Annotated in this window: 20 protein-coding genes; 12 read left to right on the plus strand and 8 right to left on the minus strand. The window is 44.8% G+C overall.

What is annotated here, in order from left to right; genetic code table 11:
• Window positions 1-10: 10 nt before the first annotated feature.
• Together ACTQ16_RS01295 and ACTQ16_RS01300 are read right to left on the minus strand one after the other, a co-directional pair.
• The gene (locus tag ACTQ16_RS01295) at window positions 11-2,017 is read right to left on the minus strand and encodes a TonB-dependent receptor plug domain-containing protein (protein ID WP_441935738.1); all 2,007 of its coding nucleotides are present in this window, start codon (window positions 2,015-2,017) and stop codon (window positions 11-13) included.
• A 101-nt stretch (window positions 2,018-2,118) separates the two neighbouring features.
• Window positions 2,119-3,390: a hypothetical protein gene (locus ACTQ16_RS01300; protein WP_441935740.1), complete on the minus strand. Its 1,272-nt coding sequence runs from the start codon at window positions 3,388-3,390 to the stop codon at window positions 2,119-2,121.
• Between the two features lie 389 nt (window positions 3,391-3,779).
• Here ACTQ16_RS01300 and ACTQ16_RS01305 point away from each other — a divergent pair, with 389 nt between their 5' ends.
• The 9 genes from ACTQ16_RS01305 to ACTQ16_RS01345 all read left to right on the plus strand — a co-directional run bounded on the left by ACTQ16_RS01305 (window position 3,780) and on the right by ACTQ16_RS01345 (window position 12,570).
• Window positions 3,780-4,442, plus strand: coding sequence for a UpxY family transcription antiterminator (locus tag ACTQ16_RS01305; RefSeq protein ID WP_441935741.1), 663 nt, complete (start codon window positions 3,780-3,782; stop codon window positions 4,440-4,442).
• Window positions 4,443-4,469: 27 nt separating this feature from the next.
• Window positions 4,470-5,378, plus strand: a complete 909-nt coding sequence (locus tag ACTQ16_RS01310) for a hypothetical protein (RefSeq protein ID WP_441935743.1) — start codon at window positions 4,470-4,472, stop codon at window positions 5,376-5,378.
• A gap of 10 nt (window positions 5,379-5,388) precedes the next feature.
• Complete coding sequence (locus tag ACTQ16_RS01315; RefSeq protein WP_441935745.1) at window positions 5,389-6,645, plus strand: hypothetical protein; 1,257 nt, start codon at window positions 5,389-5,391, stop codon at window positions 6,643-6,645.
• Window positions 6,646-6,656: 11 nt separating this feature from the next.
• Window positions 6,657-7,124 (plus strand): hypothetical protein, encoded by a 468-nt coding sequence (locus ACTQ16_RS01320; RefSeq protein WP_441935747.1) that lies wholly within the window; start codon window positions 6,657-6,659, stop codon window positions 7,122-7,124.
• A gap of 46 nt (window positions 7,125-7,170) precedes the next feature.
• On the plus strand, window positions 7,171-7,632 hold the full coding sequence (locus tag ACTQ16_RS01325) for a hypothetical protein (RefSeq protein WP_441935749.1): 462 nt from the start codon (window positions 7,171-7,173) through the stop codon (window positions 7,630-7,632).
• 9 nt (window positions 7,633-7,641) lie between these two features.
• Complete coding sequence (locus tag ACTQ16_RS01330; RefSeq protein ID WP_441935751.1) at window positions 7,642-8,595, plus strand: DUF6175 family protein; 954 nt, start codon at window positions 7,642-7,644, stop codon at window positions 8,593-8,595.
• Between the two features lie 75 nt (window positions 8,596-8,670).
• Window positions 8,671-9,561 carry a hypothetical protein gene (locus ACTQ16_RS01335; RefSeq protein WP_441935753.1) on the plus strand — a complete coding sequence of 297 codons (891 nt, stop codon included), beginning with the start codon at window positions 8,671-8,673 and terminating at the stop codon, window positions 9,559-9,561.
• A 57-nt stretch (window positions 9,562-9,618) separates the two neighbouring features.
• Window positions 9,619-10,848 carry a hypothetical protein gene (locus ACTQ16_RS01340; RefSeq protein WP_441935755.1) on the plus strand — a complete coding sequence of 410 codons (1,230 nt, stop codon included), beginning with the start codon at window positions 9,619-9,621 and terminating at the stop codon, window positions 10,846-10,848.
• 249 nt (window positions 10,849-11,097) lie between these two features.
• Window positions 11,098-12,570 (plus strand): AAA family ATPase, encoded by a 1,473-nt coding sequence (locus ACTQ16_RS01345; protein ID WP_441935756.1) that lies wholly within the window; start codon window positions 11,098-11,100, stop codon window positions 12,568-12,570.
• 151 nt (window positions 12,571-12,721) lie between these two features.
• On the opposite strand, the gene ACTQ16_RS01350 is transcribed toward ACTQ16_RS01345, so the two are convergent.
• The 5 genes from ACTQ16_RS01350 to ACTQ16_RS01370 form a co-directional block, all read right to left on the minus strand.
• A complete protein-coding gene (locus tag ACTQ16_RS01350) occupies window positions 12,722-13,156 on the minus strand; it encodes a LytTR family transcriptional regulator DNA-binding domain-containing protein (RefSeq protein WP_441935758.1) in 435 nt (144 codons plus the stop codon).
• A 484-nt stretch (window positions 13,157-13,640) separates the two neighbouring features.
• Window positions 13,641-13,772 carry a hypothetical protein gene (locus ACTQ16_RS01355; protein WP_441935759.1) on the minus strand — a complete coding sequence of 44 codons (132 nt, stop codon included), beginning with the start codon at window positions 13,770-13,772 and terminating at the stop codon, window positions 13,641-13,643.
• A 93-nt stretch (window positions 13,773-13,865) separates the two neighbouring features.
• Window positions 13,866-14,687: a LytR/AlgR family response regulator transcription factor gene (locus ACTQ16_RS01360; RefSeq protein WP_441935761.1), complete on the minus strand. Its 822-nt coding sequence runs from the start codon at window positions 14,685-14,687 to the stop codon at window positions 13,866-13,868.
• A 45-nt stretch (window positions 14,688-14,732) separates the two neighbouring features.
• Window positions 14,733-16,808 carry a histidine kinase gene (locus ACTQ16_RS01365; protein WP_441935763.1) on the minus strand — a complete coding sequence of 692 codons (2,076 nt, stop codon included), beginning with the start codon at window positions 16,806-16,808 and terminating at the stop codon, window positions 14,733-14,735.
• A gap of 36 nt (window positions 16,809-16,844) precedes the next feature.
• Window positions 16,845-17,744 carry a DMT family transporter gene (locus ACTQ16_RS01370; RefSeq protein ID WP_294971618.1) on the minus strand — a complete coding sequence of 300 codons (900 nt, stop codon included), beginning with the start codon at window positions 17,742-17,744 and terminating at the stop codon, window positions 16,845-16,847.
• Between the two features lie 86 nt (window positions 17,745-17,830).
• Between ACTQ16_RS01370 and ACTQ16_RS01375 the strand changes: the two genes are divergently transcribed.
• On the plus strand, window positions 17,831-19,525 hold the full coding sequence (locus ACTQ16_RS01375) for a pseudouridine synthase (protein ID WP_441935765.1): 1,695 nt from the start codon (window positions 17,831-17,833) through the stop codon (window positions 19,523-19,525).
• 157 nt (window positions 19,526-19,682) lie between these two features.
• Here ACTQ16_RS01375 and ACTQ16_RS01380 read toward each other — a convergent pair whose 3' ends face one another.
• Complete coding sequence (locus tag ACTQ16_RS01380; RefSeq protein ID WP_154480517.1) at window positions 19,683-21,341, minus strand: putative transporter; 1,659 nt, start codon at window positions 21,339-21,341, stop codon at window positions 19,683-19,685.
• Window positions 21,342-21,536: 195 nt separating this feature from the next.
• On the opposite strand from ACTQ16_RS01380, the gene ACTQ16_RS01385 reads away from it, so the two are divergent.
• A complete protein-coding gene (locus ACTQ16_RS01385; RefSeq protein WP_441935766.1) occupies window positions 21,537-22,406 on the plus strand; it encodes a PfkB family carbohydrate kinase in 870 nt (289 codons plus the stop codon).
• Window positions 22,407-22,472: 66 nt separating this feature from the next.
• Window positions 22,473-24,539 (plus strand): AAA domain-containing protein, encoded by a 2,067-nt coding sequence (locus tag ACTQ16_RS01390; RefSeq protein WP_441935768.1) that lies wholly within the window; start codon window positions 22,473-22,475, stop codon window positions 24,537-24,539.
• The last annotated feature ends 27 nt before the right edge of the window (window positions 24,540-24,566 follow it).

Consider the following 24,566-nt stretch of genomic DNA (forward strand, 5'->3'; position numbering starts at 1 on the left):
AGCAGATGTTTCAAAATTTACAATAATAATTGATAGAAGGCATAATAGGCATCAAGAACTTAAAACCATTATATCTCACATGATTATCATACACCTTGATACGATAGAACAAATCATTTCCGTGCATCATAACATTATAAAGCGAGAAATTTATTCCGCTACGAACGCTGCCCTTCGTTGCAAAATCATAACTTACCGACAAATCAAGACGCATATAAGGTTTTACCCTATCTCCATTATGAGGTCCATATTCCGTTACAAGATTGCCCGACATTAAATAAGCATAATTCACTTTAGTATAAGGGGTTCCGGAAGCCAGCACATAGGTTGAGCCTAAACTGACACGGCGATTTATACGATAAGTAGCTACGGCATTCAGCTCGTAAATACGTTCATGCCCGGCAGGATACCGTCCCTGATATTGTTCGCCATCAAACTTTCGCATGGCGCGCCCCAAGGAACCACTCAGCCATCCCGTCAGTTTTCCCCTTCGTTTTTCAAGGAGAAGATTTAATCCATAATTGTAACCCTTGCCATGCAACAAGGAGCCATCAAAAGAATAAGAAGAGAAAAGGATATCAAACATATTGCTATTGTTCTCTATCTGGTTCATCAACCATTTATAATAAGTTTCCACACTCAACCGGTATTCCTTTGCGGCAAACCAGAATTCACCTTGCAAGGCAGCATGATAGGCATATTGCGGACGATGATTCTGATCGGCAGCAAACCAGAATTCGGTGGGAAGTCCAGCCGAAGAAAAGCCAGTCTGAAAAAGATACTGGTTACGGATGCCCAAATTGAGATTCAGTTTGGCTGATTGCGACAGGTCGTAATTAAACTTAAGATGAGGTATAACCCGATAAAAAGATTTCTGACAATGATAACCAGAGACTCTAGCACCCAGTTCTATCAAGAGATTTTCTCCCAAAGGTTGACAATACTGCAGATAAGCACTTGCCTCCATCGACTGCTGATGCTGCGTATCAGTCTGATAATTAGCCAAGTTGCCAGAAATGCCAATATCTTGCGGCAAGAGCTGATGGCGAACCACCTCTGCTCCCATTCTCCATCTTCCACAAGAGAAATTTCCCTTATATCCTAAATCAAAGATGAAAGACCGCATTCCTACTTGAAAAGAATACTCATTTACATTCAACCGGTTGGCATAACGGGAATAATACACCATCTGCTCCATCTGCCAGTTCTTTCTCCTCTCATTTTCCCCATGCTTGGAGCGCGAATACCAATGGAGCGCTGCCATCGTATTGTTCCACTTGAGCTTTCCCTGCAAGCCATGACAGGCCTGTCCTATCTTCATTTTATCATAGCCCCAATATCCTTCAAATTTCAACACATTAGCATCATCCAACTGAGTGATATAAGACAGATTATAATCTGAGAAATCATACTTCACCTCATCACCATCTACCTCAAGCCATTTAGAGTATAATAGATTGAGATAGGCCGCACGAGCCGATAATAAAAGTAAGGAGCGTTTGCCAACCGGCAAGCATAACGTTCCTTGAGAAGACATCGGACCTACAGACAGTTCTCCATGAACACCCCCCATCCAAAGGTTATCTTCTGCCGCAAGCCAAGTAGGAGTCAACATATCTACCCTACCACCCAATCTGTTAGGAAAAGAAGCAGAAACAGGAGATGTCTGCAGACTCATCTCTGAGAAATGTCCCGCATTGAATATTGAGAAGAAGCCCAGCAGATGAGCCGCATTATAAATAGGTGCACCACCAAGGGAAACATAATTGTGAGAATTGTCACAGCCCTGGATATGCAAACCGGCATCATATTCGGAATTGGTTTGCACGCCAGGCAAAAGCTGAGCATAATGCAGAGGATCGGCATTGCCCAGAATATGAGGCATCTCATCCATGAGAGACATGCTGATAATGCTGGTCCCCTCTATTTCTCTCAATTGAGAACGAAGGTGCTTACCACGAATCTCAACTGCCTGAAGCCCATAATGATTGAGCGTGTCGGTCATTTCTGCCGACACGCCTTTCAATATACCAAATACTACATAAATAAATATGCAGAAAACTCTTTTCACTATCTGATATTTCCTTAGATAATTCTACTGTATTGTGTCGACTTATATTAGTCAAACATATTAATGAAATCATCTACGATGCTCCGCACCTTATCAACTACTGTCTTAAACGACTTCTCATTAAAGTAATCTGAGTAAGAATACTTCGAACCATCAGAGAATTCCAGCCACGGTTCAGCATCCCAATACTTATAGCTACCATAGCCATCCTCGATAGGTGCGAGATAAACCTTAGCACAACTCTTAGAGCTGTTATCGAGATAGAGCTTGGCATCAACAAGTTTATTGGCGTTATCAAGATACTGCTTGAACTGAGATTCATTTTCATCTGCTTTATCAAGATTCTGAATCAGCAGATCAACATCAGAGAATGTTGCAACAACCTTTGCTTTGCCCAAAATATCAACAGATGCAGAAACCTTGCCGTATGTACCTTCCAGATTGTTGTCGATATCCCCAGCAGCATTAGCTATAACCGTAATCAGCGTTTCGTTGCCCTTAGAGATTACAGCCTTTGCTTCTGCATTTTTTCCAGCCTTGAAAGCCGCTTTGTTTACCTCTACCTTGTAAGCGCCAACCTGAGTTACGGAAGAGAGTTCCACCTCGTCTTTGGCCAGGTCTATTTCACCTGCGGTCTTCACCTCAGTATTAATCGTTGTCATGGCTCTCACCTCGCCATTTCGGCTCAGCGTAAGTTCCATCTTCTTAGGCAAGATAAAACGGTATTCGTCTTTATACTCTTGCCACTTGTAGCCATCCCAATATTCACCTTCATCATCAAAGCAATCATGGTGAATCAGAGTTCCATCACTACTACCATTCAATGTAAGCACACAGTTCTTTCCATCCTTATCATTGAAGAAGAAAGAGAGATGATCACCACCCTTCTTCGTCTGTTTCCAAACGCCATTCTTGAGCGTAAACTCCCCTACGAAGTTAGAAGCTTTGATAAGATATTTCGTGCCTTCTTCGCTGTCTGAAACCGTGGAAGCATCGCCACATGCCTCAAACCATTCTGACACTTCACTACCATCTTCGTAATCAACACCATCTATCAAGGTCTTGAACTCCTGCAGATCATTCACATTCATCTTGCCCAGCAGCTCCTGTGCTGTAGCGTCTAATTTCTGTTTAGCTTGTGCAGCTGTCAATTCTGTATTTCCGCCAGGATTATCATTTCCTCCACCAGGAGTCTCTGTGCCACCTCCGGGAATTTCCGGAATGTTTTCAGGATCATCACTACTACTGCTGCAAGACGCTACAGAAAAAGTCATCGCCATCGCTAAAAAAGATACTAACAGAAAATTCTTTCTTTTCATACTAGTTAGTTCTATACTTGCCTATCCTCAAGAACAAGTTTTTAATGAATAGTCGGGTGATGAGGACATCATTCCACCTCTTATTATATTTTTTATTTATTATGCAAAAGTAAGTTTTTTCAGTAGAAAAACCAAGGAAAAATGCATTTTCTGATGTATGATGCTATGAAAAGATGAGATTGTATGCCTGCCACTCTATATGACACCCCTGCCATAAGTCAGAAAATCCATCATCCTCTTTAAAACTAAAGCCATATACCCCTTATAAACAACCGCTTGTAACCCGTAAGCCGCCACTTAACCCCAATCATCGAAAAACCCGTTTGCAATATATCGAAAAAATCGCTAAATTTGTAGGAAAATATTAATGCATTTAGCGTAATAAGAATATGAGCACATTGTCTAATGTGACACCAGGCAGAGACAAGTTTTTGTCTCAAAACGTTGGCCTTATCGCCAATGTCTCCTCCAGAGAATCACTTGATGGGGTGTCGGTAAGATACGCCCTAGACCCTAGTAAAAAATGGTTTGTACTGCGTGCCACTTACCACCGCGAATTGAAAGCCTATGATTATCTCATTAATTATGGTATCGAAGCATTTCTCCCACTCCACCGTACCCTTAAGTATGTGGATGGCAAGCGAAAGTTTGTCATCGAGTCTTATCTTCCCAACATGCTCTTTGTTTACGCAAGTCCGGAAACTGTAGAGAACTGCGTAAAACATACGCCCGATCTTCATTTTCTCAGCTATTATTACAATCACTTTGTGGCAACAGAAGGAGAAAAGAATCCGCCTCTCATCGTACCATACGATTCGATGATGAATTTCATCAGGGTATCTACCACCGACAACCGTCACGTCAAGGTGATGAGTCCCGAGAACTGCCATTTCAAGAGTGGCGACATGGTGAGGGTGACAGATGGAGAATTCAAGGGAGTAGAAGGCAGGGTGGCAAGAGTATCAGGCCAGCAGAGGGTTGTGGTAGAAGTAGAAGGAGTCTGCCTCATCAGCACCGCCTATATTCCTAGTGCATTTATAGAAAAGAAATAAAATGTTCAACTTTTAAACTCATCAATTATGAAAAAATTAGTTTTATTGATTCTTATGCCTTTCATTCTAGGCATATTGAACGTATCAGCTCAAAGTGAATTGAATAATTTTGAAGGAGAAACGACTGCAAAAATCTTCAATTCCCAGAAAATGAAAAGTGCTGTTTTAACAAAAAATCTCTTGGCTAAGATGATTGTAAAAGCAGTAACCAAAAAGTATCTGGACAATAATCCTGCACTTTATAATGGTGCCTATACTGCAACTACCATTATTAAGGGAGGTAAGATATGCGTGAAGTCAAGTAACCTCAACACTGTTACTATCACAATTCCAGAAGGAGGAAAGACCAAGACTATCTGCTATTTTCCTTATATCAAAAAAGGGTATTATACCTATAGTTCTGCAGATACAAAACAAGCTCAGCAGCAATTAGAGCAAATGCGCAAGGGAAATGTAGAAAAGACAGGCGAGACAATGAATATAATGGGACACAAATGTACCGTTTATAAAGTTAAATATGAGGCTTCAACTGATTCTGCTGGAATGAAAGTTAAAACCATCATAAATAACGAATATGCTATCAGCAATGATCCATCTTTGCCAGAAGTTAATAAAGAAATCATTCCTGGCGTACATGGAGCTCCATTAAAATTTGCAACCAACGTAGTTTCACAAACAAATTCCGACATGATAAATATGGATATCAGAATAGCTATTGCCAGTATTGTAACTTCCATCACGCCACGTACTGTAGCAGACTCAGAGTTTGAAGTTCCTGCCGACATAAAATTAATAAATATAGATGGGAACGAAAAAGAGTATTTCAAACTTTATTCCGAAAACACCAAATATTTGAAAAAGAACAAATTATGGGTTGACCCTGCTATAAACGAAGATAGAATTTACGATAATCTACAAGAAGAATGGGATTATTAATTCGTCTTATATGAGAAAAATTATATTCTTTTTGCTAACAATAGAATCTCTTGTTGCGGTTTCACAAACAAGAGATTCTGTATTTCTCTATCGAAGAGGGTCTATCTGTTCTTTCATGATAGGACATCGAGATTTGAGCTTTGCACAAGAAATCGAGAATGTCTTTAACGAAATGCCAGTTCCAGACAAATACAATGACCATTCAATCGGGAAAAAAGTCTTTTATACCGCAGATGGGAAATTGAAGATGAAGAATCTAGATTCACACATGGGATTTAAAATTAATGCATCTTCTGACAAAACCTTAATGAATGATTTTGATTTTTTCCTACAAAAACAAGCTATAGCAAGCCGCCTCATTGCCAAATGGTTTAATAGAAAAAAAGCAACGGGAATCTGTAATATGAACTTGGTACAGGAACGAGGTTACCAGAATGCTTCTGAAGTTGAAAAAAGACTTGCTGCTCTCTCTGTACGTAAAGACGCACTCCTAAAAGATGCAGGAGAAGAACTTATTGGTAACACTTTTGTTTTGATAAATGATATTAGATATATCGATCAAAGCAAAGGTTCTTCCATCATAGGAGGCGTGGTAAGTGCCGCTACCCAAATGGCCGGTGCCCTTAATGGAATAGAGGTGAGCGAAGAGAACAATTTAGGAACTATCATTTCTTCATACAAAGGCTTTAACGTAAAGATAAAAACATACTTGTACCAATTAATCTGGGACGATGAAATTTCTTCATACTTTTACAAAGACATATATTCAGAAAACAGTGATGACAAAAAGAAGGAGAATTTTGAAAACAACCGAGGGCGTTTTTCTTTACTATATTTAGGTATGCAAGAAAGTAGCGGTAAAAGTGTATCTTTTTTAGGAATAAACAAAGATAATCCGCAACAAATGGTAAGAAAAGCTTGCCAAAGGGCTTTGGATGAAAACATCGCAAGTTTACAAAAGAACTTTGATGTATTTAAAGTTAAGGCACCACTCTATGATATTCAACCTTTAACATGTGAAATCGGCATGAAAGAAGGCGTTACAGAGAACAGTCGCTATGAAGTATTAGAAACCGTAGAGGATTCCAAAGGTCACATAAATTATAAACGCATTGGAGTAATCCGTCCTATAAAAGGAAAAATATGGGACAATCGATATATGGCAGCAGAAGAAAAGGCAGAAGGGGCAAATCTAAAATTTACGACTTTTGAAAAAGTTAGCGGAGGACCCTTTTTTGCAGGAATGTTAGTAAGGGAAATTAAATAAATTAAAGACATATGAAAAGAGTATTGAGTTTGTTGTTCGTAATATTGACAATAGCACTTTCTGCATTAGCCAAAAGTAACAACATGCCGAAGTATGACATTACTGGAGCTGGATCTGGAAACGAAGGAATGGTCTTGGTGAAGGTTTTTGTCTATGCGAAGTCGGCTAATGATCAGGATTTGAAGCGAGCTGCCGTTCATGGCATCGTGTTCCGTGGTTGCACTGGCAACAATAGCGGTGCCAGGCAACCTGCGATGGCATCTGCAGAAACAGAGGCAAGCCATGCTGAATATTGCAGGGAATTCTTCGCTCCTACGGGAGAATGCCAGAACTATGCAAGCATCATCGCTGGTTCTTATGAAAGGGTAAAGACGGCAAAGGGTTATAAGTGTGGAGCTATCGTGCAGGTCAACAAGGCGACTTTGCGAAAGACCTTGGAAACTGCTGGAGTAGTGCGCTCTTTGTCATCGGGTTTCTAATTTTTAAAAGAATACGATTATGAGAACATGGATTTCAATATTATTTATGTTAGTCATAGCACTGATTCCTTCTGCAACAAATATAAAGGCACAGACTGCGGTTAACCGCACTTCTATCAAATGTATGGGAGTTGAACTTGATGGATCTCAAACCCTGAGAGTCATTGGTTATGGCAAAAACCGTGCTGATGCAAAGGAACAGGCCATGAAGAATGCTGTCTGGACGGTTATCTTCGATGGTATCCGCGAGGGGGTGGCAGGTTGCAACATGCGCCCTTTGGTAACAGAGGCGAATGCTCGTGAACGTTATGAAGACTATTTCAACACATTCTTTGCCGATGGTGGCGACTATAAAAAATACGTCTCATTGCGTGATACCAAGAAGGGATCGGCTGCAAGGGCAAAGGATAAGGTGGGCTACTCTTACGAGATGACCATCAGAATACTGCGTCCTCAACTGAAGGCTCGCCTGAAGGCCGACAATATAATAAGTAATGAACATTTATAAAGAAAAACTATGAACGTTAGACATATTTTAGCAGTTGCCTTGATGGTATTTTCCTTCACGGCAGTTTTCGGACAGGCTAAGAAGCCTACCCTGATGGTAATGCCAAGCGATGCCTGGTGTAATGAACATGGATATATGCTTACCATTGATAATCAGGGAACCCAGGAAAAAGTATCTGATTTTAAGACTGCGGTCGCTACGGATAAGCAACTCAATGCCGTTATCACAAAAATCGGCAATCTGATGGCTGACAGAGGCTTTACGCTTAAAGACTTGCAGCAGACTATCAAAAGTATCAGTCGTAATGCAGCCGAGGATGCGCTCATCACGAGCAAGGCAGGTTCTTCTATTGCCGAATCGCCTCTTGACCAATTGCGCAGACAGGCCAAGGCTGATATTCTTTTAAGATTAGACTGGACGGTGAACACCGTGGATCCCAAAAGTTCCATCACTTATAATCTCGCTGCTATTGATGCTTATTCTGATAAGCAGATTGCCGGCGCTGAGGGAACGGGAAAAGGTTCATTCTCTGCCGAAATACCGGTATTGTTAGAGGAAGCTGTTCAAGATCACATGGACGTTTTTTGTGAGCGCTTGCAAAGTCATTTTGATGATATGCTGACGAATGGTCGCGAAGTATCTCTCACCATGAAATGTTTCGATAATGGTAGTGGACTGGATTTCACCCAGGAATATGGCGATTTGGAACTGAATGAAGTGATTGATAATTGGCTGAGCGAGAATTGTGTAAACCATCGCTTCAACAAATCGGATGCTACAGATTTTACCTTGCAGTATGAGCAGGTGAGAATTCCTATCTACAATGATAAGGGACTGGCAATGGATACCCATGCTTTTGCCCGTAATATGGCTAGATATTTCAAGGCTGCCCCTTACAATATTCCGGTAAAGGTGGTAAATCAGGGACTTGGAAGATGTGTGTTAATTTTCGGTGAAAAATAAAACGAGTGAATTATGAAAAAGAATCTTTTAAAATATATACTTGCCTCTTGCTTGCTGTTCCCCGCTCAAGGAGTGATGGCACAAGATTGCAGTATTCCTATATCTGTGGTGATAGACAATGGCTTTGCCCATGTAACGGATGAAACTGCCTCTACGTTGAAGACGCAGTTGGAGAGATTGGTTACTCAGTCGAAACTGGATGTAGGATGGGATAATGCCAATTTTGCCGTTACGGCAAAGTTTGACCAGTTGGACAGACATGTGCAAGGTGGGGCTCCCGCTCAGATTGTGAATGTGTTTGGAGTCACCTTGTATCTTGTGGATATCTACCATCAGAAACTGTTCAGTTCTGCATACGTGGAGGTGAAGGGTGTGGGCACCAATGATACCAAGGCTTCCATGAATGCCGTCAGACAGTTGAATCGCGGAAACACCAAGATAACTTCTTTCCTTTCAGGACTGAAGCAGAGAATCATCAATTACTATGACTCTCAGCTTCCTATCATCATGAAGGAGGTGAAGTCGAAGGTGGCAATGAAGAATTATGGTGAGGCGTTGACTATGCTGGCGGTAGTTCCTACCTGCTGCAATGGCTATGATTCTGCCATGAAAGAAGCCATGAGGATATATGTGCTCTATCGGGATACTTATTTCCAGGCTCGTCTTAACAAGGCGAAGGCTTTATGGGCAGCCAATCCTACTCAGCAGGGTAGTGTTCCTGTAGTAGCGATTCTATCTTCTGTAGATCCTGAAGCCAAATGTTACAAGGATGCCATGTCTTTGCTTTCTGAGGTGGCAAAGGTTGTCAAGACTTATGTTGATTACGAAACAAAGAAGAAGTATGAGGATATGGTAGAGTTAGAGAAACTCCGCATCAATGCAATTGGCGAGATAGGCAAAGGCTATGCTGCCAATAGACCAAAGAATCTAATGTTTCTAGAACGTTTAAATCTAAAAGGTTCATAACAAATCATCCTAATATACAAGAAACTAAAAATATTAACATTTTAAAAAACAAGCTTTATGAAAACAATTAAATTTTTATCGTTATTGGCATTACTTTTATGCTTCCTTGGCAGTTGCAGCAGTGATGATTCCAGCAACAAAGACATGCCTAATCCTAATACAGGAATAGACAATTATTCAGATATTGCCGTAACTGGTGCAGCAAAAGAAACCGGCATGACTTATGTAGATGTTGTTGGCTATGTAAACTACCCTGAAGGTGAAGTATATGACTTGCCGGTCGGGATAGAGTATGGCGAAAAACCAGATGAGCTAACAACGAGGGCTTATGGTGAAAACAAAGGTAGAAACATCTACACTACCATACAATACTTAAAGCCTAACACAACATACTATTATAGGACATTCGTTGGACCTAGCGAATATTACTTTGTAGGAAAACAAATATGTAGTTTCAAGACCAAAGAGCTTTCTTACAACGGAAAAATGACAGCTAACTTGACCGACCAGACATTTCAAGAAGCAACCTTAAATTACGATATAGACACACAAGGTCTAAACAAAAAAGAAGATTTCAGAACCGCAATTGTATATTCAGAAAAGCCTATAGCCCTAAATGGTCCACAGCTTTTAGAGAAGTTCAACAATAGTTATTACGATGATAATAGCGATTTGCATTTTATTTCAGGATCAAACAGTACTCGTGTATATTGCAATCCAGAGGCAACGGTTTACTATTGCCCTTTCATAACAATAGGTCAAAATATTTTTGTTGGAGAAAAACAGAGTAGTTCCTTGAGAAAACTGCCCGACTATACTAATGACTTTATTGATTTGGGGTTAAGCTGCGAATGGGGTACGAAAAATTTAGGAGCCGCCAATCCTATGGAAGAAGGCGACGAAACCAGTTCCAATCGTTCTACAGCAAAGATTCAAGAGTTATATGGAAGCGACTGTAATTTACCAACAAAAGAACAGGTAGAAGAACTGGCACAATGCAAAATGGAAATCATTGATTATGGCTTGCTCATCACTGGTCCTAACGGAAAACAAATATATCTGCCAAGATTACATAAGGTTACCAATTACGGAACAGCTTCTACCGAATCCGTAGGGTTTGGTTCTGGAGCATATAGTTATTGGGATTACTACGAGATTGAATATAATTTCTATCAGAAACCTGCCGAGTTATATACAGAACGTTCCGCCATCCCTTATTATAGTTCAATATTACCAAACAGATACAATTATTCGACATGGGCTGTTAGAGCAATAAAAAATAAATAATAGGACTTTCAAGATGTACGGAGTTCACTATAGTCTTTTCTCTTATCAAGCATAGTTTTACATCTTTTTTTTAATTGCCAAAAACTTGCATGATTCAAAAAATAGCCGTATCTTTGCGGCTAAAGATAGGAATAGGAGAAATCGTTATGGCAAACAATGCATGCAGAAAGTTGCCGGTAGGCATACAATCTTTCAATAAAATCAGAGAAGAAGGTTATCTCTATATATAAGAGTGACATCATCTGGAAATTGGCGAACAATGGCAAACAGTATAATTACTTGAGTCGCCCTCGCCGATTCGGTAAATCTGTGCTTGTTGATACACTTCAGGCTTACTTCGAAGGAAGAAAAGATCTCTTCGAAGGACTGAAAATAATGGAGTTGGAGAAGGAATGGAAGCAGCACCCTGTGATTCGACTTGACATGAGCCGAGGGGGAGCCAATACTGCCACCCTACGTTCATACCTGAACCTGCGATTCAAGGAATACGAGGAAATGTATGCCATTATACCAGACCCTACAGCCAAACTTGCCGACAGATTCGATGCCATCATCACAAAGGCATACAAACAGACAGGGCTCAAGGTTGCCATTCTTATCGATGAGTACGACTCTCCTCTCCAACACTCGTGGAAAACTCCCGAGCATGAGGGTTGTACAGAAGTATATAGAAGCGTTTTTGCCATTCTGAAAGCCGATGATGCGTATCAGCGTCTCGTCTTCATTACGGGTATTACCAAGTTTACGCAGATTTCTCTTTTCTCGGTACTCAACAACCTGACCAATATCAGTTTCCTTCCAGAACATGCTGCAATTTGCGGTATTACAGAAGAAGAAATCGGAGAGAACTTCAAGCCAGAACTGAAAAGAATGGCAGAAGTGAACGGTTGGACCTTGCAGCAAACTCACGACAACCTGAAGGATTACTACGATGGCTACCATTTCAGTCGCAGAAATATGGTGGATGTCTACAATCCTTTCAGTCTCCTCAATGCGCTTGATACGCAAGACTTGAGTTGTTTCTGGGTTTCATCCGGAGCTACCTCCATGCTGCCGAAGTTTGTTGACAACATGGAATTGCGATTACGCAATTTTGAACATTGTCCGATTTTACGCAAGACTCTTGAGAGTTCTGATGTAATAAATGGTGGCGCTGAGCTCTTCCTCTATCAGACGGGATACCTTACCATCAAAAGCAGCGATGAATTTGGCTATTTCTTAGGTTTTCCAAACCAGGAAGTAAGACAGGCACTTTACGAGGTTGTGCTGCCAACCTTGACCATGCAATCAGAAAGCGATATCATCAGTCTGCAAAGTAGCCTGTTCCGCCAATTGGGTACGGGGCAGATTGCGGATGCCATGAAGACATTGAAAGCATTCGTTGCCGACGTACCATACAGCAATAAGAAGCTTGCCTCTATGGACATGGAAGAGCGCTATCGCCTCATCATCAGTACTATTTTGAATGCCATCGGACTGAAAGTAGAGATGGAGCACATGCTTGCCACTGGAAGAATCGACCTCATCGCACAAACTTCCCGCTACATCTACGTGATAGAGCTGAAGCTGAGAAACAATGGCGGCAAGAAGGCTGCCATCCAGCAGATTTTAGGAAACAAATATCTGGACCCATTTAAGGCTGACAATCGAAAGGTGATTGGTCTCGGCATTGAGCTTGACGAGGAAGGAAAAGGCTTGTTGGATTGGGGAATCACTGAATAACAAGAATTACAGAATCAAGAAATGGTCTAATAACAAAGTCCGCTGACAATCTTGCAGATTGCATGCGGACTTTATTCGTATAATATAAACTCTCGTACTGAATTCTATTCACTTTCATCAATAAACAATCATATCTTTACCCCCTGAATCATCACAGTATCTCCAGCTTCTCCTTCACCGCCTTATAGCAGCGGCGGGAAATGAAGGCTTCCTCCTGGTCGAAAGGAGGATAGAATGTACAGCGGAGGGTGTAATTCTCGATGCTTGCCAGATATTCAAGATTGATGATTCTGTCCTGACGTATCTGAGCAAAGTAGGGAGATATGCCCAGTATCATCTTCGCCGTGGTCTGCTTCTTCAGCTTATACTCAGTACCATCCACCATCCGCATATTCCAGAGATGACATTCTTCATCGAAATTGCAGGCAAACACATCTTCTGCCTTTACCAGCAACAGCTTCGAAACTGTCTGGATGGCAGTCCGTTTGGATGTTGCAGCCTGCATAGAAGTCAGCGCTGAGCGAAACTTCTGAATATACTGAGGGTCATTGCCTAGCACAATGACATTTAACTTTGCATCTTCCATATAATATTCTTATTAATTAATGCAAAGATAACATTTTTTCAACACAAAACAACCCCCATATTTCCGCAAAAATGCTTATCGGGCATTTAAGGCTAACAAGCGGTTGTTCTTGGGGGTTAAGAGGAACCTTTTCTTTTGAGAAGGTGATTTCGTTCTGAGTATGTACTGTACTTCCCCTAAAAGTCACATTGTACTTCCATGAAGGACACTAACTTTTACTAAAATATGTAAAATAAGGCATTCTGAAGACCCCAAAACTTGTAAAATAAGGTATTCTGAGTTTTTTAGTAGTAAATTGGAAGCAAAAGGTTTTATTCGCTACCACCGAATAAAAAATACTATTTGCAAGAATATTGGAGTAAAGATATTCTTGGATAAAGAAAACGACGAAACGCATTATCTGCATTTCGTCGCTTCCTTTTTATAAGTCTATCAGATTCCTAAAGAATCTAAAACATTAAAAATCACCAGGTCCTTTTCCCCTTCATTCCTCCACCATAATCCTCACTTCATAAAAGCTGGAGCCGTAGCCTTGCCAATAGCCCAGGGCACCATGCACATTCGACTTCAGATTGGTATTCACTGGCATCAGGGGGATTCTGGATAATGCCAGCATATCCTCGAAACTGCGCCAGAAGGCATACCCCTCATCGGTTAAGGTGGGAAATACTTTCTATCATATGATTACTTTCTATCATATCCTATATCTCTACAATATCTCCAGCTTCTCCTTCACCGCCTTATAGCAGCGGCGGGAAACGGTGATGTTCTCCTGGTCGAAAGGAGGAGAGAAGATGCAGCGAAGCGTGTAGTTCTCGATGCTGATGAGGTAGTCGAGATTGATGATGCAATCCTGACGGACCTGAACCAACGAAGGAGACAGGGAGAGAACAGACTTCGCCGTGGTCTGCTTCTTCAATTTATGAATCTGACCATTGACCAACCTTAGATGCCATAGGCGGGTATCCTCATCAAATGTACAGCAGAACACCTCGTCGGGCTTCACCATCAGCAACCCCGAAATGGTCTGAACGGCAAGACGCTTACCCGATGTTCCCAACAAACTATTCAAACCCAATAAATCCTGAGGATTCTGTTGGGATTCAGGAGAGGATGCAGTAGAACCAAGAGAAGAGGAAGCTCCCCCTTCCAACTTCTGACGAATACGTCCCACTATCAGTTCCAACTCTTCCTGCTGATATGGTTTCAGCAGGAAGTCGAAGGCTGAAGCACGCAGCGCATCTATCATATACTTATTAAAGGCGCTATAAAACACCACGATGAGATCCATCGGCATCTCATCTCTCAGAGATTGCAACACCTCGAAACCCGTCTGTCCAGGCATCTCTACATCGATGAACAGCACATCGGGCTGCATGCTCATCACCAAGGTCTTTGCCGACATCGCCGAAGAGGAAGTGGCTATCACCTCGAAATCTTCCAGGGCAGCCAGATCGTTCTCCAACCTCAGGATGCTCTGTGGCTCATCATCCACTATTACTACCTTGATTTTATCTTGATCCGTTTGCATATTATTTCATTTTTACATATTTATGAAAGGAGTCTCCCCCACAATCTACTGGCATACACTATAATCGTATTCGCATGGTACTCCGATACTTACACACGTTCCTTTCTGCCGGTCACTTCCGCCATCAGCAGCACCCGCACGGCTCTGCATCTTGAAATACAGTTTGCGTGCATTTCCGGCATTGAGCATCTCGATGGTACTGTTCAGGATTCTCAATCCCGTGCCCGTGCTTGCCGCAGCATTAGTCTTCCTTGTGCCCATGCCAGCCACGGCACCCACGCCGCCACAGCCATTGTCGATGACATCGATGCGGAGCATGCCGTCTTCCACCCAGATTTTCACATCGAGCAGCGGCTTCTCTCCCGATTCTTCCATTCCCACGAAAGCATGCTTCAGGGCATTCTCCACAGGAATCTGAATAATCATAGAAGGCAACATCAGCGACATGTCAACCTCCTTGGCAATATCAAACCGGGGCATCGGAAGCAACGGATTGGTTTCGTGGCGAAGAGAAGAATAGCTCATCACCATCTGCAACTCATCCTCCAGGCTTACTGCCACCTGATCGCAGGTAAGCAGATTGGCTCGGAGCACCTGTATCAGAAGGCGCAGCGGCTTCACGTTGACACCCTTTGGCAGATTAGAGATAAAGATGTTGAGCACGTTGAACACAAAGTGGGGCGAGAAGCGATTGCGCACGTTCTCCATCTTCAGCGCCATCATGCGGTTCATCTCCTCCCGATGCTGATGCTTGTGGCGCAACGACTTATAGCGATAGAACACCACCAGTGCCAACACGCCCACCACCAGCAAACCAATGACCAGGAGCAGGATTAACCGGGAAGACTTTGCCTCTGCCTGCGTACTTTGAAGAATCAGGTCGCGGCGCACGATGGCTGTATCCTGCTTGAATCGCAGCTCGTTCTCCTGCACATTCGATACCATCGTGGCGTTGCGCAGCGAGTCATCGTATTGCTTCATCAGTTTCTGATATTGCAATGCCTTGGCAAACTGTCCCTTTCGCTCATAAAGATCTGCCCATCCCTTGTGGTAGAGATAAAGGTAGTTGGGCGACATCTTCGATAGGTCGTATGGCTTGCCCAATATCGCCGAAGCCTTGTCCAGGCGGTTCAGCTTCAGCGCCAGGGCGGCATTCAAGCCATCAATATAGAATTGCAGGTCGTTCTGCATGTTGGGTTGCACGAAGAAGAACTTCGTGGTATTAGCCAGATATTTCTGGGCAGAATCCAGACGGTTGAGTTCCAGATAGGTCTGTCCCAGGTTGGCATCCACCACAGCCGTCATGAAAGGCTGTCCCATCTGCCGAGCTGCCTTCTGCGCCTTCAGAAAGCACTTCAATGCCTCGGCGGGCTTTTCCTGACTGCTATACACATTGCCCCAGCTGTTGTAGAAGAAATGGGCGTCCTTAGGATTCTTGGGCGGATACTGGCGCTCAGCCTTGCGGAAATAGAAATGTGCCAACTGATAGTTGCGAAGGTCGTTATACACCTGTCCCAATCCTGTCAGAATACTGTTCTGCGCCTCATGCAAATCCAGGGAATCTGCCAGAAAATTGGCACGGCGATACCATGAGGAAGCATCCGCCAGTTTGCCCAACTGTCGGGAAGCATCGGCGATATTGATGCAGATATCGATGGCATCATTATGGTTATCTAGCTTCATCAGTTCATGATAAGCCCTGATGTAATAAGTGCGGGCAGGTTCCCGCTTGCCCACAGCCTGCAGCAGCACGCCTTGAAGGTTATCTGCATACGACTGTATCTTGAAAGTGGTTTCCAAGTCAGGATTCTGACGGCAATAGCTGTTCACCGAGTCGATAAGCGCCTGGCATTCCGGGTCGGCGCCTTTCAGATAGCAGCATTTCGCAACAATCAGTCTTTTCCATTGCTCTACCAGTTCCGGCTTGCCTCCGCATTTCAAGTTTCTGATTTGCAGAATCATCGAGTCGGGCTGGCTTTGCATCATCTGCTGATGCTGGGTTACAAACTCATCGATGGGTCTGTACCAGGAGTCATCCTCCTTTTTCTCTGAGGAGCACGCTGCCAGCAGCATCATGCATCCCATCAGCCATAGCCAGGTATATTTTTTCAGTTCTGTCATAAGTCTGTTTGCTTTTAGGTAGGTTTTTCGGGAAGATTATGATTCTCCCCTCGTTTTCTTATCGGCAATATACATACCCATCAGGATGCAGGCAGCACCCACCAGGAAATAAGGGGTGATTTGCTCATCAAGTACCCACGAAGCGAAAATCATCGTTGTTATCGGATTGAAATACACCCAGTTGGTTGCCTTTACCGTTCCGAGCTTGGAGATGCACCAGTTCCACGTCAGGAAGCAGATCATGGAAGCCAGACAGCCCAGGAAGAGCAGATTGCCGATAACCTGCGGACGGGTAAAGACTTCCAGAGGAGGGAAGCCCGGGATGATGAGATAATAAGGCAAGATGGTGAGTACGCCATAGAAGAAAACCTTTCTCGTAATGAAAGCTGCACTATAATCGCCCGTTACCGACTTCATCAGGAGCGAATAGATAGCCCAGCACATGCAAGCCGTAAACGCCAGAGCATCACCTACCGGAGAGAGATGGAGCACAAACCTGCCGTTCAATACCACGATGATCATACCCACAAATGCCAGAAGAGAACCCAGCAGCTGGACGATATGAATGCGGTTGGAATCCTTATAGACCATACGCACCAGCAGGGTGGCGAAGAGCGGACAGGAACACACAATCAACGATGTATTGGTGGTAGTGGTGAAGTTCATCGCCTCGTTCTCGCTACAGAAATAGAGCGAACCGCCCGTAATGCCCAGTAACGCCATCTTTAACTCATCCTGCCATGAGTCGGCAAAAAACCGGCGATGGTTGAAAGCCAGCATCAGTATGTAGGCGATGCTGAAGCGCAGGGTAAAAATCTGGGCAGGCGACAGCCCGTTCAGCATCAATACCTTGGTAGATACGAATGTTGTTCCCCATATAGCCACAGTCAGGAAGGCGATCAGGTGATAGAATATGTTGCTATTTTGAGTATTCATCATAAATTTTCATTTTTATTTTGCAAAATTAAGACTTTTCTGTGGATAAACCAAGAGTTCTACTTGATTTTTTGTATCTTTGCAGCATGATTTTTCATTCCATAGACCAAGCCCTGCTATCAGGCATTGACTTTCCCGAGCGCATGAACAATCCGCTCGATTATCAGCCTCATCCTCTTTGCATCGCCGTATGCAAGGAGCTGCAAACCTATCTATCGGAGCGTGAAGACTGGCGAGAGGAGATAGATAAAGGAAAAATGTTTGGCGTACTCATCGTTGAGAATGCCCAACCTGCATCAGGTGCCCCAAAAATAGGCTATCTTGCCGCCTATAGCGGACAGATAGGAGGAAGAAGCGACTGGGACGACTTTGTGCCTGCCGTTTTTGACTATCTGCAGCCCGACGGATATTTCAAGACCCACGAGGCTGAAATATCCGGCATTAACCAGAGCATCAGGAAATTGGAAGCCAACACCCACATGAAGGAAGCCAAAGGTCTCATCCTGCAACTGCAGGAAGAGCGGAAGCATACCATCGCTGCCTATCAGGAAAAGATAAAGAAGGCGAAGGCAAAACGTGATGCCCGACGGGAAGCAGGAAGTCTCAATCCGGAGGAAGAGGCTGAAATGGTAAAGGAAAGCCAGTTTATGAAGGCAGAACTACGCCGACTCAAGAAATCGCTTTCCGAAAAGACCAGCCTTGAAACGGAATACGAAGCCTATCAGGCGGATATTCTTAGCCTGAAGCAACTGCGCAAGACATTATCTGATGCCTTGCAGCAATGGCTGTTTTCGCAGTTCCGCATGCAGAATCATGAAGGCGAGAGCAAAGACCTGCTGGAGATTTTCAGAGATGCAGCCCTCAGGGATTATCCGCAAGCCACTATTGCAACGAGCAGAATAGCAGCCCTGAAGATGGTGCCACCTGCCGGAAGTGGCGAATGCTGTGAGCCTAAGCTGCTGCAGTATGCTTATTCTCTTGGCTACAAACCCTTGCAGATGGCTATGTTCTGGTGGGGAGAGAGTCCGAAGGAGGAAATCCGTCATCATCTTCACTTCTACCCAGCCTGCAACGGCAAGTGCAAGCCGATATTGCAATGGATGCTGCCAGCTTCCACCTTCGAACCGGCTGCCGTAGACCTCTCTCTCTATAATAAGGTGGAAACGCTTTATGAGGATAGAGAAATTGCGGTCATCCATAAGCCCGAAGGATTGCTGTCTGTACCGGGAAAAGACGCAGCCCAGCCTTCCGTCTACGCCCTGATGCGCAGCAAATATCCGGAGGCTACCGGTCCGCTAATCGTTCATCGCCTGGACATGTCAACCAGCGGCGTGATGATGATAGCCAAGACAGAGTTTGCCTATCATCGGCTGCAGAAAGCGTTCCTGAATCATCAGATACAGAAGAAGTACGTTGCCATCATTTCGGGAAAGGTTATTCCTGAAAAGGGAATCATCTCGCTTCCTCTAATGCCCGATTATCTGGACCGTCCCCGTCAGATTGTAGACCATGAGCTGGGCAAGGAAGCCATCACGGAGTATGAAGTACTGGAACCTGTCGACGATTCCCATCTCCGAATAGCTCTCTATCCGAAAACCGGCAGAACCCACCAGCTCAGAGTGCATTGTGCCCATCAGGAAGGACTGAATGCGCCCATCCTCGGCGATCCGCTCTACGGCAACGAGAAGGCAGCCCGACTGCATCTCCATGCAGAAGAAATAACCTTCGAGCACCCATTGACTGGAAAGAAAATGACCATAACAAGAAAGGCTGATTTCTAAATCTGATTTAGGCACGGATTAAGCTGATTTAGGCACGGATTACACGGATTTATGGCGCTAATGTGAATAAAGCGTATTTATAGTATCATAAAAAAATCCGTGTAATCCGTGCCTAAAAAATTAAAAAGCCGTGCCTAAAAGTTTACCCCGTTTCCTTTCAGACAAAGAACATCACGATGACCTGGGCTATCACCACTCTGATGAACATGCCGAGCGGATAAACCGTAGCATAACTGATGCTAGGCGTATCGCCATCCAGCGTCTCGTTGGCATAAGTCAAAGCCATCGGATTCGCCATACTGCCACAGAGAATGCCGCAGATGCTTCCGAAGTCGTACTTCTTGGTCTTCAGGATGATAAGGCCCACAATAACTACAGGCACTACCGTGATGAGGAAGCCGATGCCTACCCACATCAAGCCTTCTGGACGAACCACCGTCTCGAAGAACTGTCCACCTGCCGACAAGCCCAGACAACCGAGATAGAGGGCAAGACCCAGTTCTCTCAGCATCAGGCCCGCACTACGGGTCATATAAGAGATGAAATGCACACGAGGTCCTAGCGCACCAATCAGAATACCCATCACGATAGGACCACCCGCAATACCCAGACGTACCGGAGCCGTCATTCCCGGAATGTCCAGAGGAATGGTTCCGATGGCAAGTCCGAGGATGATTCCAAGGAAGATGGCGCCCAGGTTAGGCTCGTTCAAGGTCTTCACGGCATTTCCCAGGAACTGCTCTACATGGTCGATACTCGTAGGATCGCCAACCACCGTCAGACGGTCGCCATACTGCAGACGGAGGTCATCAGTAGCCAGCAGACGGATATCACCACGCAGCACTCGGCTCACGTTGACGCCATAGGATTTTCTCATCTGCAGGCTTCCCAGTCGCTTGCCGTTCAGTCCCGGACGGGTCATCACGATGATGCGGCTTTCCACCTTTGCATCAATCGCATTCCAGTCTACCTTATCATTATTCCACTCCTTGTTCACCTTTTTTCCGAAGAGAATCTGCATCGCCGAAACCTCATCCTTATTGGTAACCACGAGCACATTATCATTGGTATGGAGAACCGTATCAGCCTGAGGCACAATCACCTGCTCTCCTCTCCATACACGTGAGATGATGAACTTGCGATGGGTCATCATCGAGATTTCGGCGATGGTATTGCCATTGAGTGCCGGGTTCACGATGACGTACTGTCCGATGGCTGTATGGTCGTCTTCATCGGCACGTCGGATTTCCAGGTCAGCCGGCTTGACGAAGAGCTTGCGCAGGAACATCATCGCCAGGATGACACCCACCACTCCCAAGGGATAAGTGACCGCACAGCCCAAAGCCGCTCCACCACTAGGCAATCCCAACTGCTGCAAGGCCTGCTGGGCAGCACCCAGAGCCGGCGTATTGGTAGTAGCACCACAGAGAATGCCCACCATATCAGGCAGGCTCACGGGCAGCACCAGGCACAGGGCGAGCGAGAAAACGGTTCCCACGGCGATGACAGCCAGGCTCCAGAGATTGAGCGAGATGCCCTCGTGGCGCATCGAACCGAAGAAGTTAGGACCCACATAGAGTCCCAGCACATACACGAACATGGTGAGTCCGAAACTCTCGGCAAACTCCAGCATGTTCTCATCGATGGTGAGTCCGAGATGACCCGCCACGATACCCACGAAAAATACGAAGGCTATGCCGAGGGAGATTCCCTTGACATGAATCTTGCCCAGGGCAAGACCCAAAGTACAAATCAATGAAAGAATGACGATGCCCTGCACCGCCGAATGCACGTTGATTAAATTATCAAACCACATAATATAGTCTAATCTATTCTCTAGATAATGTTCAAATTATTTAAATCCGGTGCAAAGGTACATTAAAATACGAATACCACCAAAAGAAATCCGGCTTTTTCTTCTAAATATTTGCCATAAAAGCAGAATTAAAAGAAAAAATTCTGAAATACTCAAAGTTTTTTTGTAACTTTGCAGTCGTTTTAAATAGAAAAAATGAAAGATATTTGTTGTATCGGTCACATTACCAAAGACAAGATTGTGACCCCGAATCGTACTGTATACATGGCAGGCGGAACTTCCTTTTACTTCGCCTACGCCATCAACCAGTTGCCCAAGGATGTGAGTTTCTCACTCATCACGGCAATGGACCCAACAGAGAAAGAACCTGTTGAGAAGATGCTCGAAGCCGGCATCGACGTTACGTTGAACCCTTCCCGCAACACGGTTTTCTTCGAAAACATCTACGAAGAAGACCAGAACAAGCGCAAGCAGCGTGTACTTGCCAAGGCTGATCCGTTCACCATCAGGCAGCTGGAGCATGTAGAGGCCAAGGTTTATCATCTGGGCAGTCTGCTGAGCGATGATTTCTCGCCAGAAGTAGTGGCTTATCTTGCCGGCAAGGGTAAGGTTTCCATCGATGTGCAGGGCTATCTGCGCGAGGTAAGAGACGAGAAAGTTTACGCCATCGACTGGAAGGAGAAGCTCGAGGTGCTGAAGAACACCTACTATCTGAAGGTGAACGAGACGGAGATGGAGACCATCACGGGGCTGAAGGAGCCACGCGAGGCCGCCAAGCTGATTCATTCCTGGGGCGTTACCGAGGTAATCATCACCCTGGGAAGCGAGGGTTCTCTGATTTATGTAGACGACACGTTCTACGAGATTCCAGCCTATGCTCCTCATGAGGTGGTGGATGCTACCGGATGCGGCGACACCTATTCTGCCGGTTATCTCTACAAGCGACTGCAGGGTGCCACTCCTACCGAGGCTGGCAAGTTTGCGGCTGCCATGTGCACCATCAAGCTGGAGCACAACGGTCCGTTCAACCGCACCATCCAGGACGTAGAACGCGTCATGAAATAAATTTTAGATAATTTATCCTATTATCTTCTTATTTTTGCCTGAATTGGTGTAACTTTGCATCCAATTATGGAACAGATTTCACCAATTCAGGCATTATTGCAACAACGCACCCTGCTCCAGCTGGAGTATTATACCGAGAAAGAAGCCTTCCGCAAGCTCACCGAACAGATGGGAATGCAGCGAAAGGTGAAACGAGGTGATGCCTGGTTCCCGCTCCAGGTGGGAAAAAGCTTTTATAATTCGCTGAACCAAACAGCCATTGAGGTCTTCCGTACCTCTGATCAGGATATCGAGCACAACTTTGAGTTCGGTCGCCCCGTCATGTTCTTTATGGTCAAGAAGATGGGCAAGAATGAGAACCAGGGCAGTACAGCCCTCCAGCAGTCAGAAAACCCTTCAGACGCTAATCATAAAGTTCAAAGTTCAAATCTCAAAGTTCAAAGTATCAAATATTTTTCCTTTACGGGAACCGTAAGCTATGTGGATGGCGACAGAATGGTGATTACCGTTCCCGATTCTGCCCCATTGCTCGACTTGCAGCAATCTACGGAGCCAATCGGCGTGCAGCTATCCTTTGACGAAACCAGCTACAAACTGATGTTCGAGGCCTTGGACCGCGTGATGAAGGCGAAGAACAACCGTCTGGCTTATCTCCGCGACTTATTCTATTCGCATCAGAAGGCAGGAAGATTCTCCTTCGAACCGATGAAGTTCCCATGGCTCAACCCTACCCAGGAAAGAGCTGTGAACGAGGTGCTTTGGGCGAAGGATGTGGCCATCGTTCACGGACCTCCGGGAACCGGAAAGACTACAACCCTGGTGGAAGCCATCAACGAAACCCTGATGCGAGAGACTCAGGTGCTGGTGTGTGCACAGAGCAACATGGCGGTGGATTGGATTTCTGAAAAACTGGTGGATAGAGGTGTGAATGTGCTCCGTATCGGAAACCCTACCCGTGTGAACGACAAGATGCTGGGCTTCACCTACGAGCGCCGTTTCGAGAGTCATCCCGACTATCCGCAGCTTTGGGCTATCCGCAAGGCTATCAGAGAATTAAGAAAAAACAGGAAGAAAGGAAGCGAGAACTATCATCAGAAAATGGAGAGGCTGAAGAGCCGTGCCGCCGAAATAGAAATCCGCATCAATAGCGAACTCTTTGGCGAGGCGCGTGTCATCGCCTGTACCCTGGTAGGTTCTGCCCACAGATTGCTGGAGGGAATGAAGTTCGGCACCCTCTTTATTGACGAGGCTGCGCAGGCTTTGGAAGCTGCCTGCTGGATTCCTATGCGAAGAGCCAGCCGGGTGATTCTGGCGGGCGACCATTGCCAGCTGCCGCCTACCGTAAAGAGTATTGCGGCATTAAGAGCCGGACTGGGCAAGACCCTGATGGAGCGCATCGCCGAAAACAAGCCCGAGGTTGTAACCCTACTGAAGATTCAGTACCGCATGAACGATGAAATCATGCGATTCTCCAGCGACTGGTTCTACGGGGGCAAGGTGGAAAGTGCGCCACAGATCAAATACCGAAGCGTATTGGATTACGACCATCCGATAACGTGGATTGATACTTCGAACGAGGAGAATCAGATAACGATAGAAGGAGAAGATGTTCCTGAGGATTCTGCTTCCACATCATCTTCTGTATCTGCAGCCAATCAGAATTCTGATTTGAACTTCAAGGAGCAGTTTGTGGGCGAGAGTTTCGGGCGTATCAACAAGGCAGAAGCCGAGCTTACCCTGCTCACCCTGGCGGAATACTTCACCAAGATAGGCAAGCAGCGGGTATTGAGCGAGAGCATCGATGTAGGCATTATTTCGCCTTACCGTGCCCAGGTACAATATCTCAAGAAGCTCATCAAGAAGTATGAGTTCTTCAAGCCTTACCGCCGCCTGATCAGCGTAAACACGGTGGATGGTTTCCAGGGGCAGGAAAGAGACGTGATACTCATCTCGCTGGTACGTTCCAACGACGAGGGACAGATCGGATTCCTGAAAGACCTCCGCCGCATGAACGTGGCGATGACGAGAGCCCGAATGAAGCTCATCATCCTGGGCAACAAGGACACGATGACGAAACATCCTTTCTACAAGAAACTGTGGGAGTATGTGGAAGCAATCAATAATTATGAATAAGATGGGAAAGCTGTTGTCATGAACGTA

Origin of the sequence: Prevotella sp. LCP21S3_D2, from assembly GCF_052118345.1 — a bacterium.
GTDB lineage: Bacteria > Bacteroidota > Bacteroidia > Bacteroidales > Bacteroidaceae > Prevotella.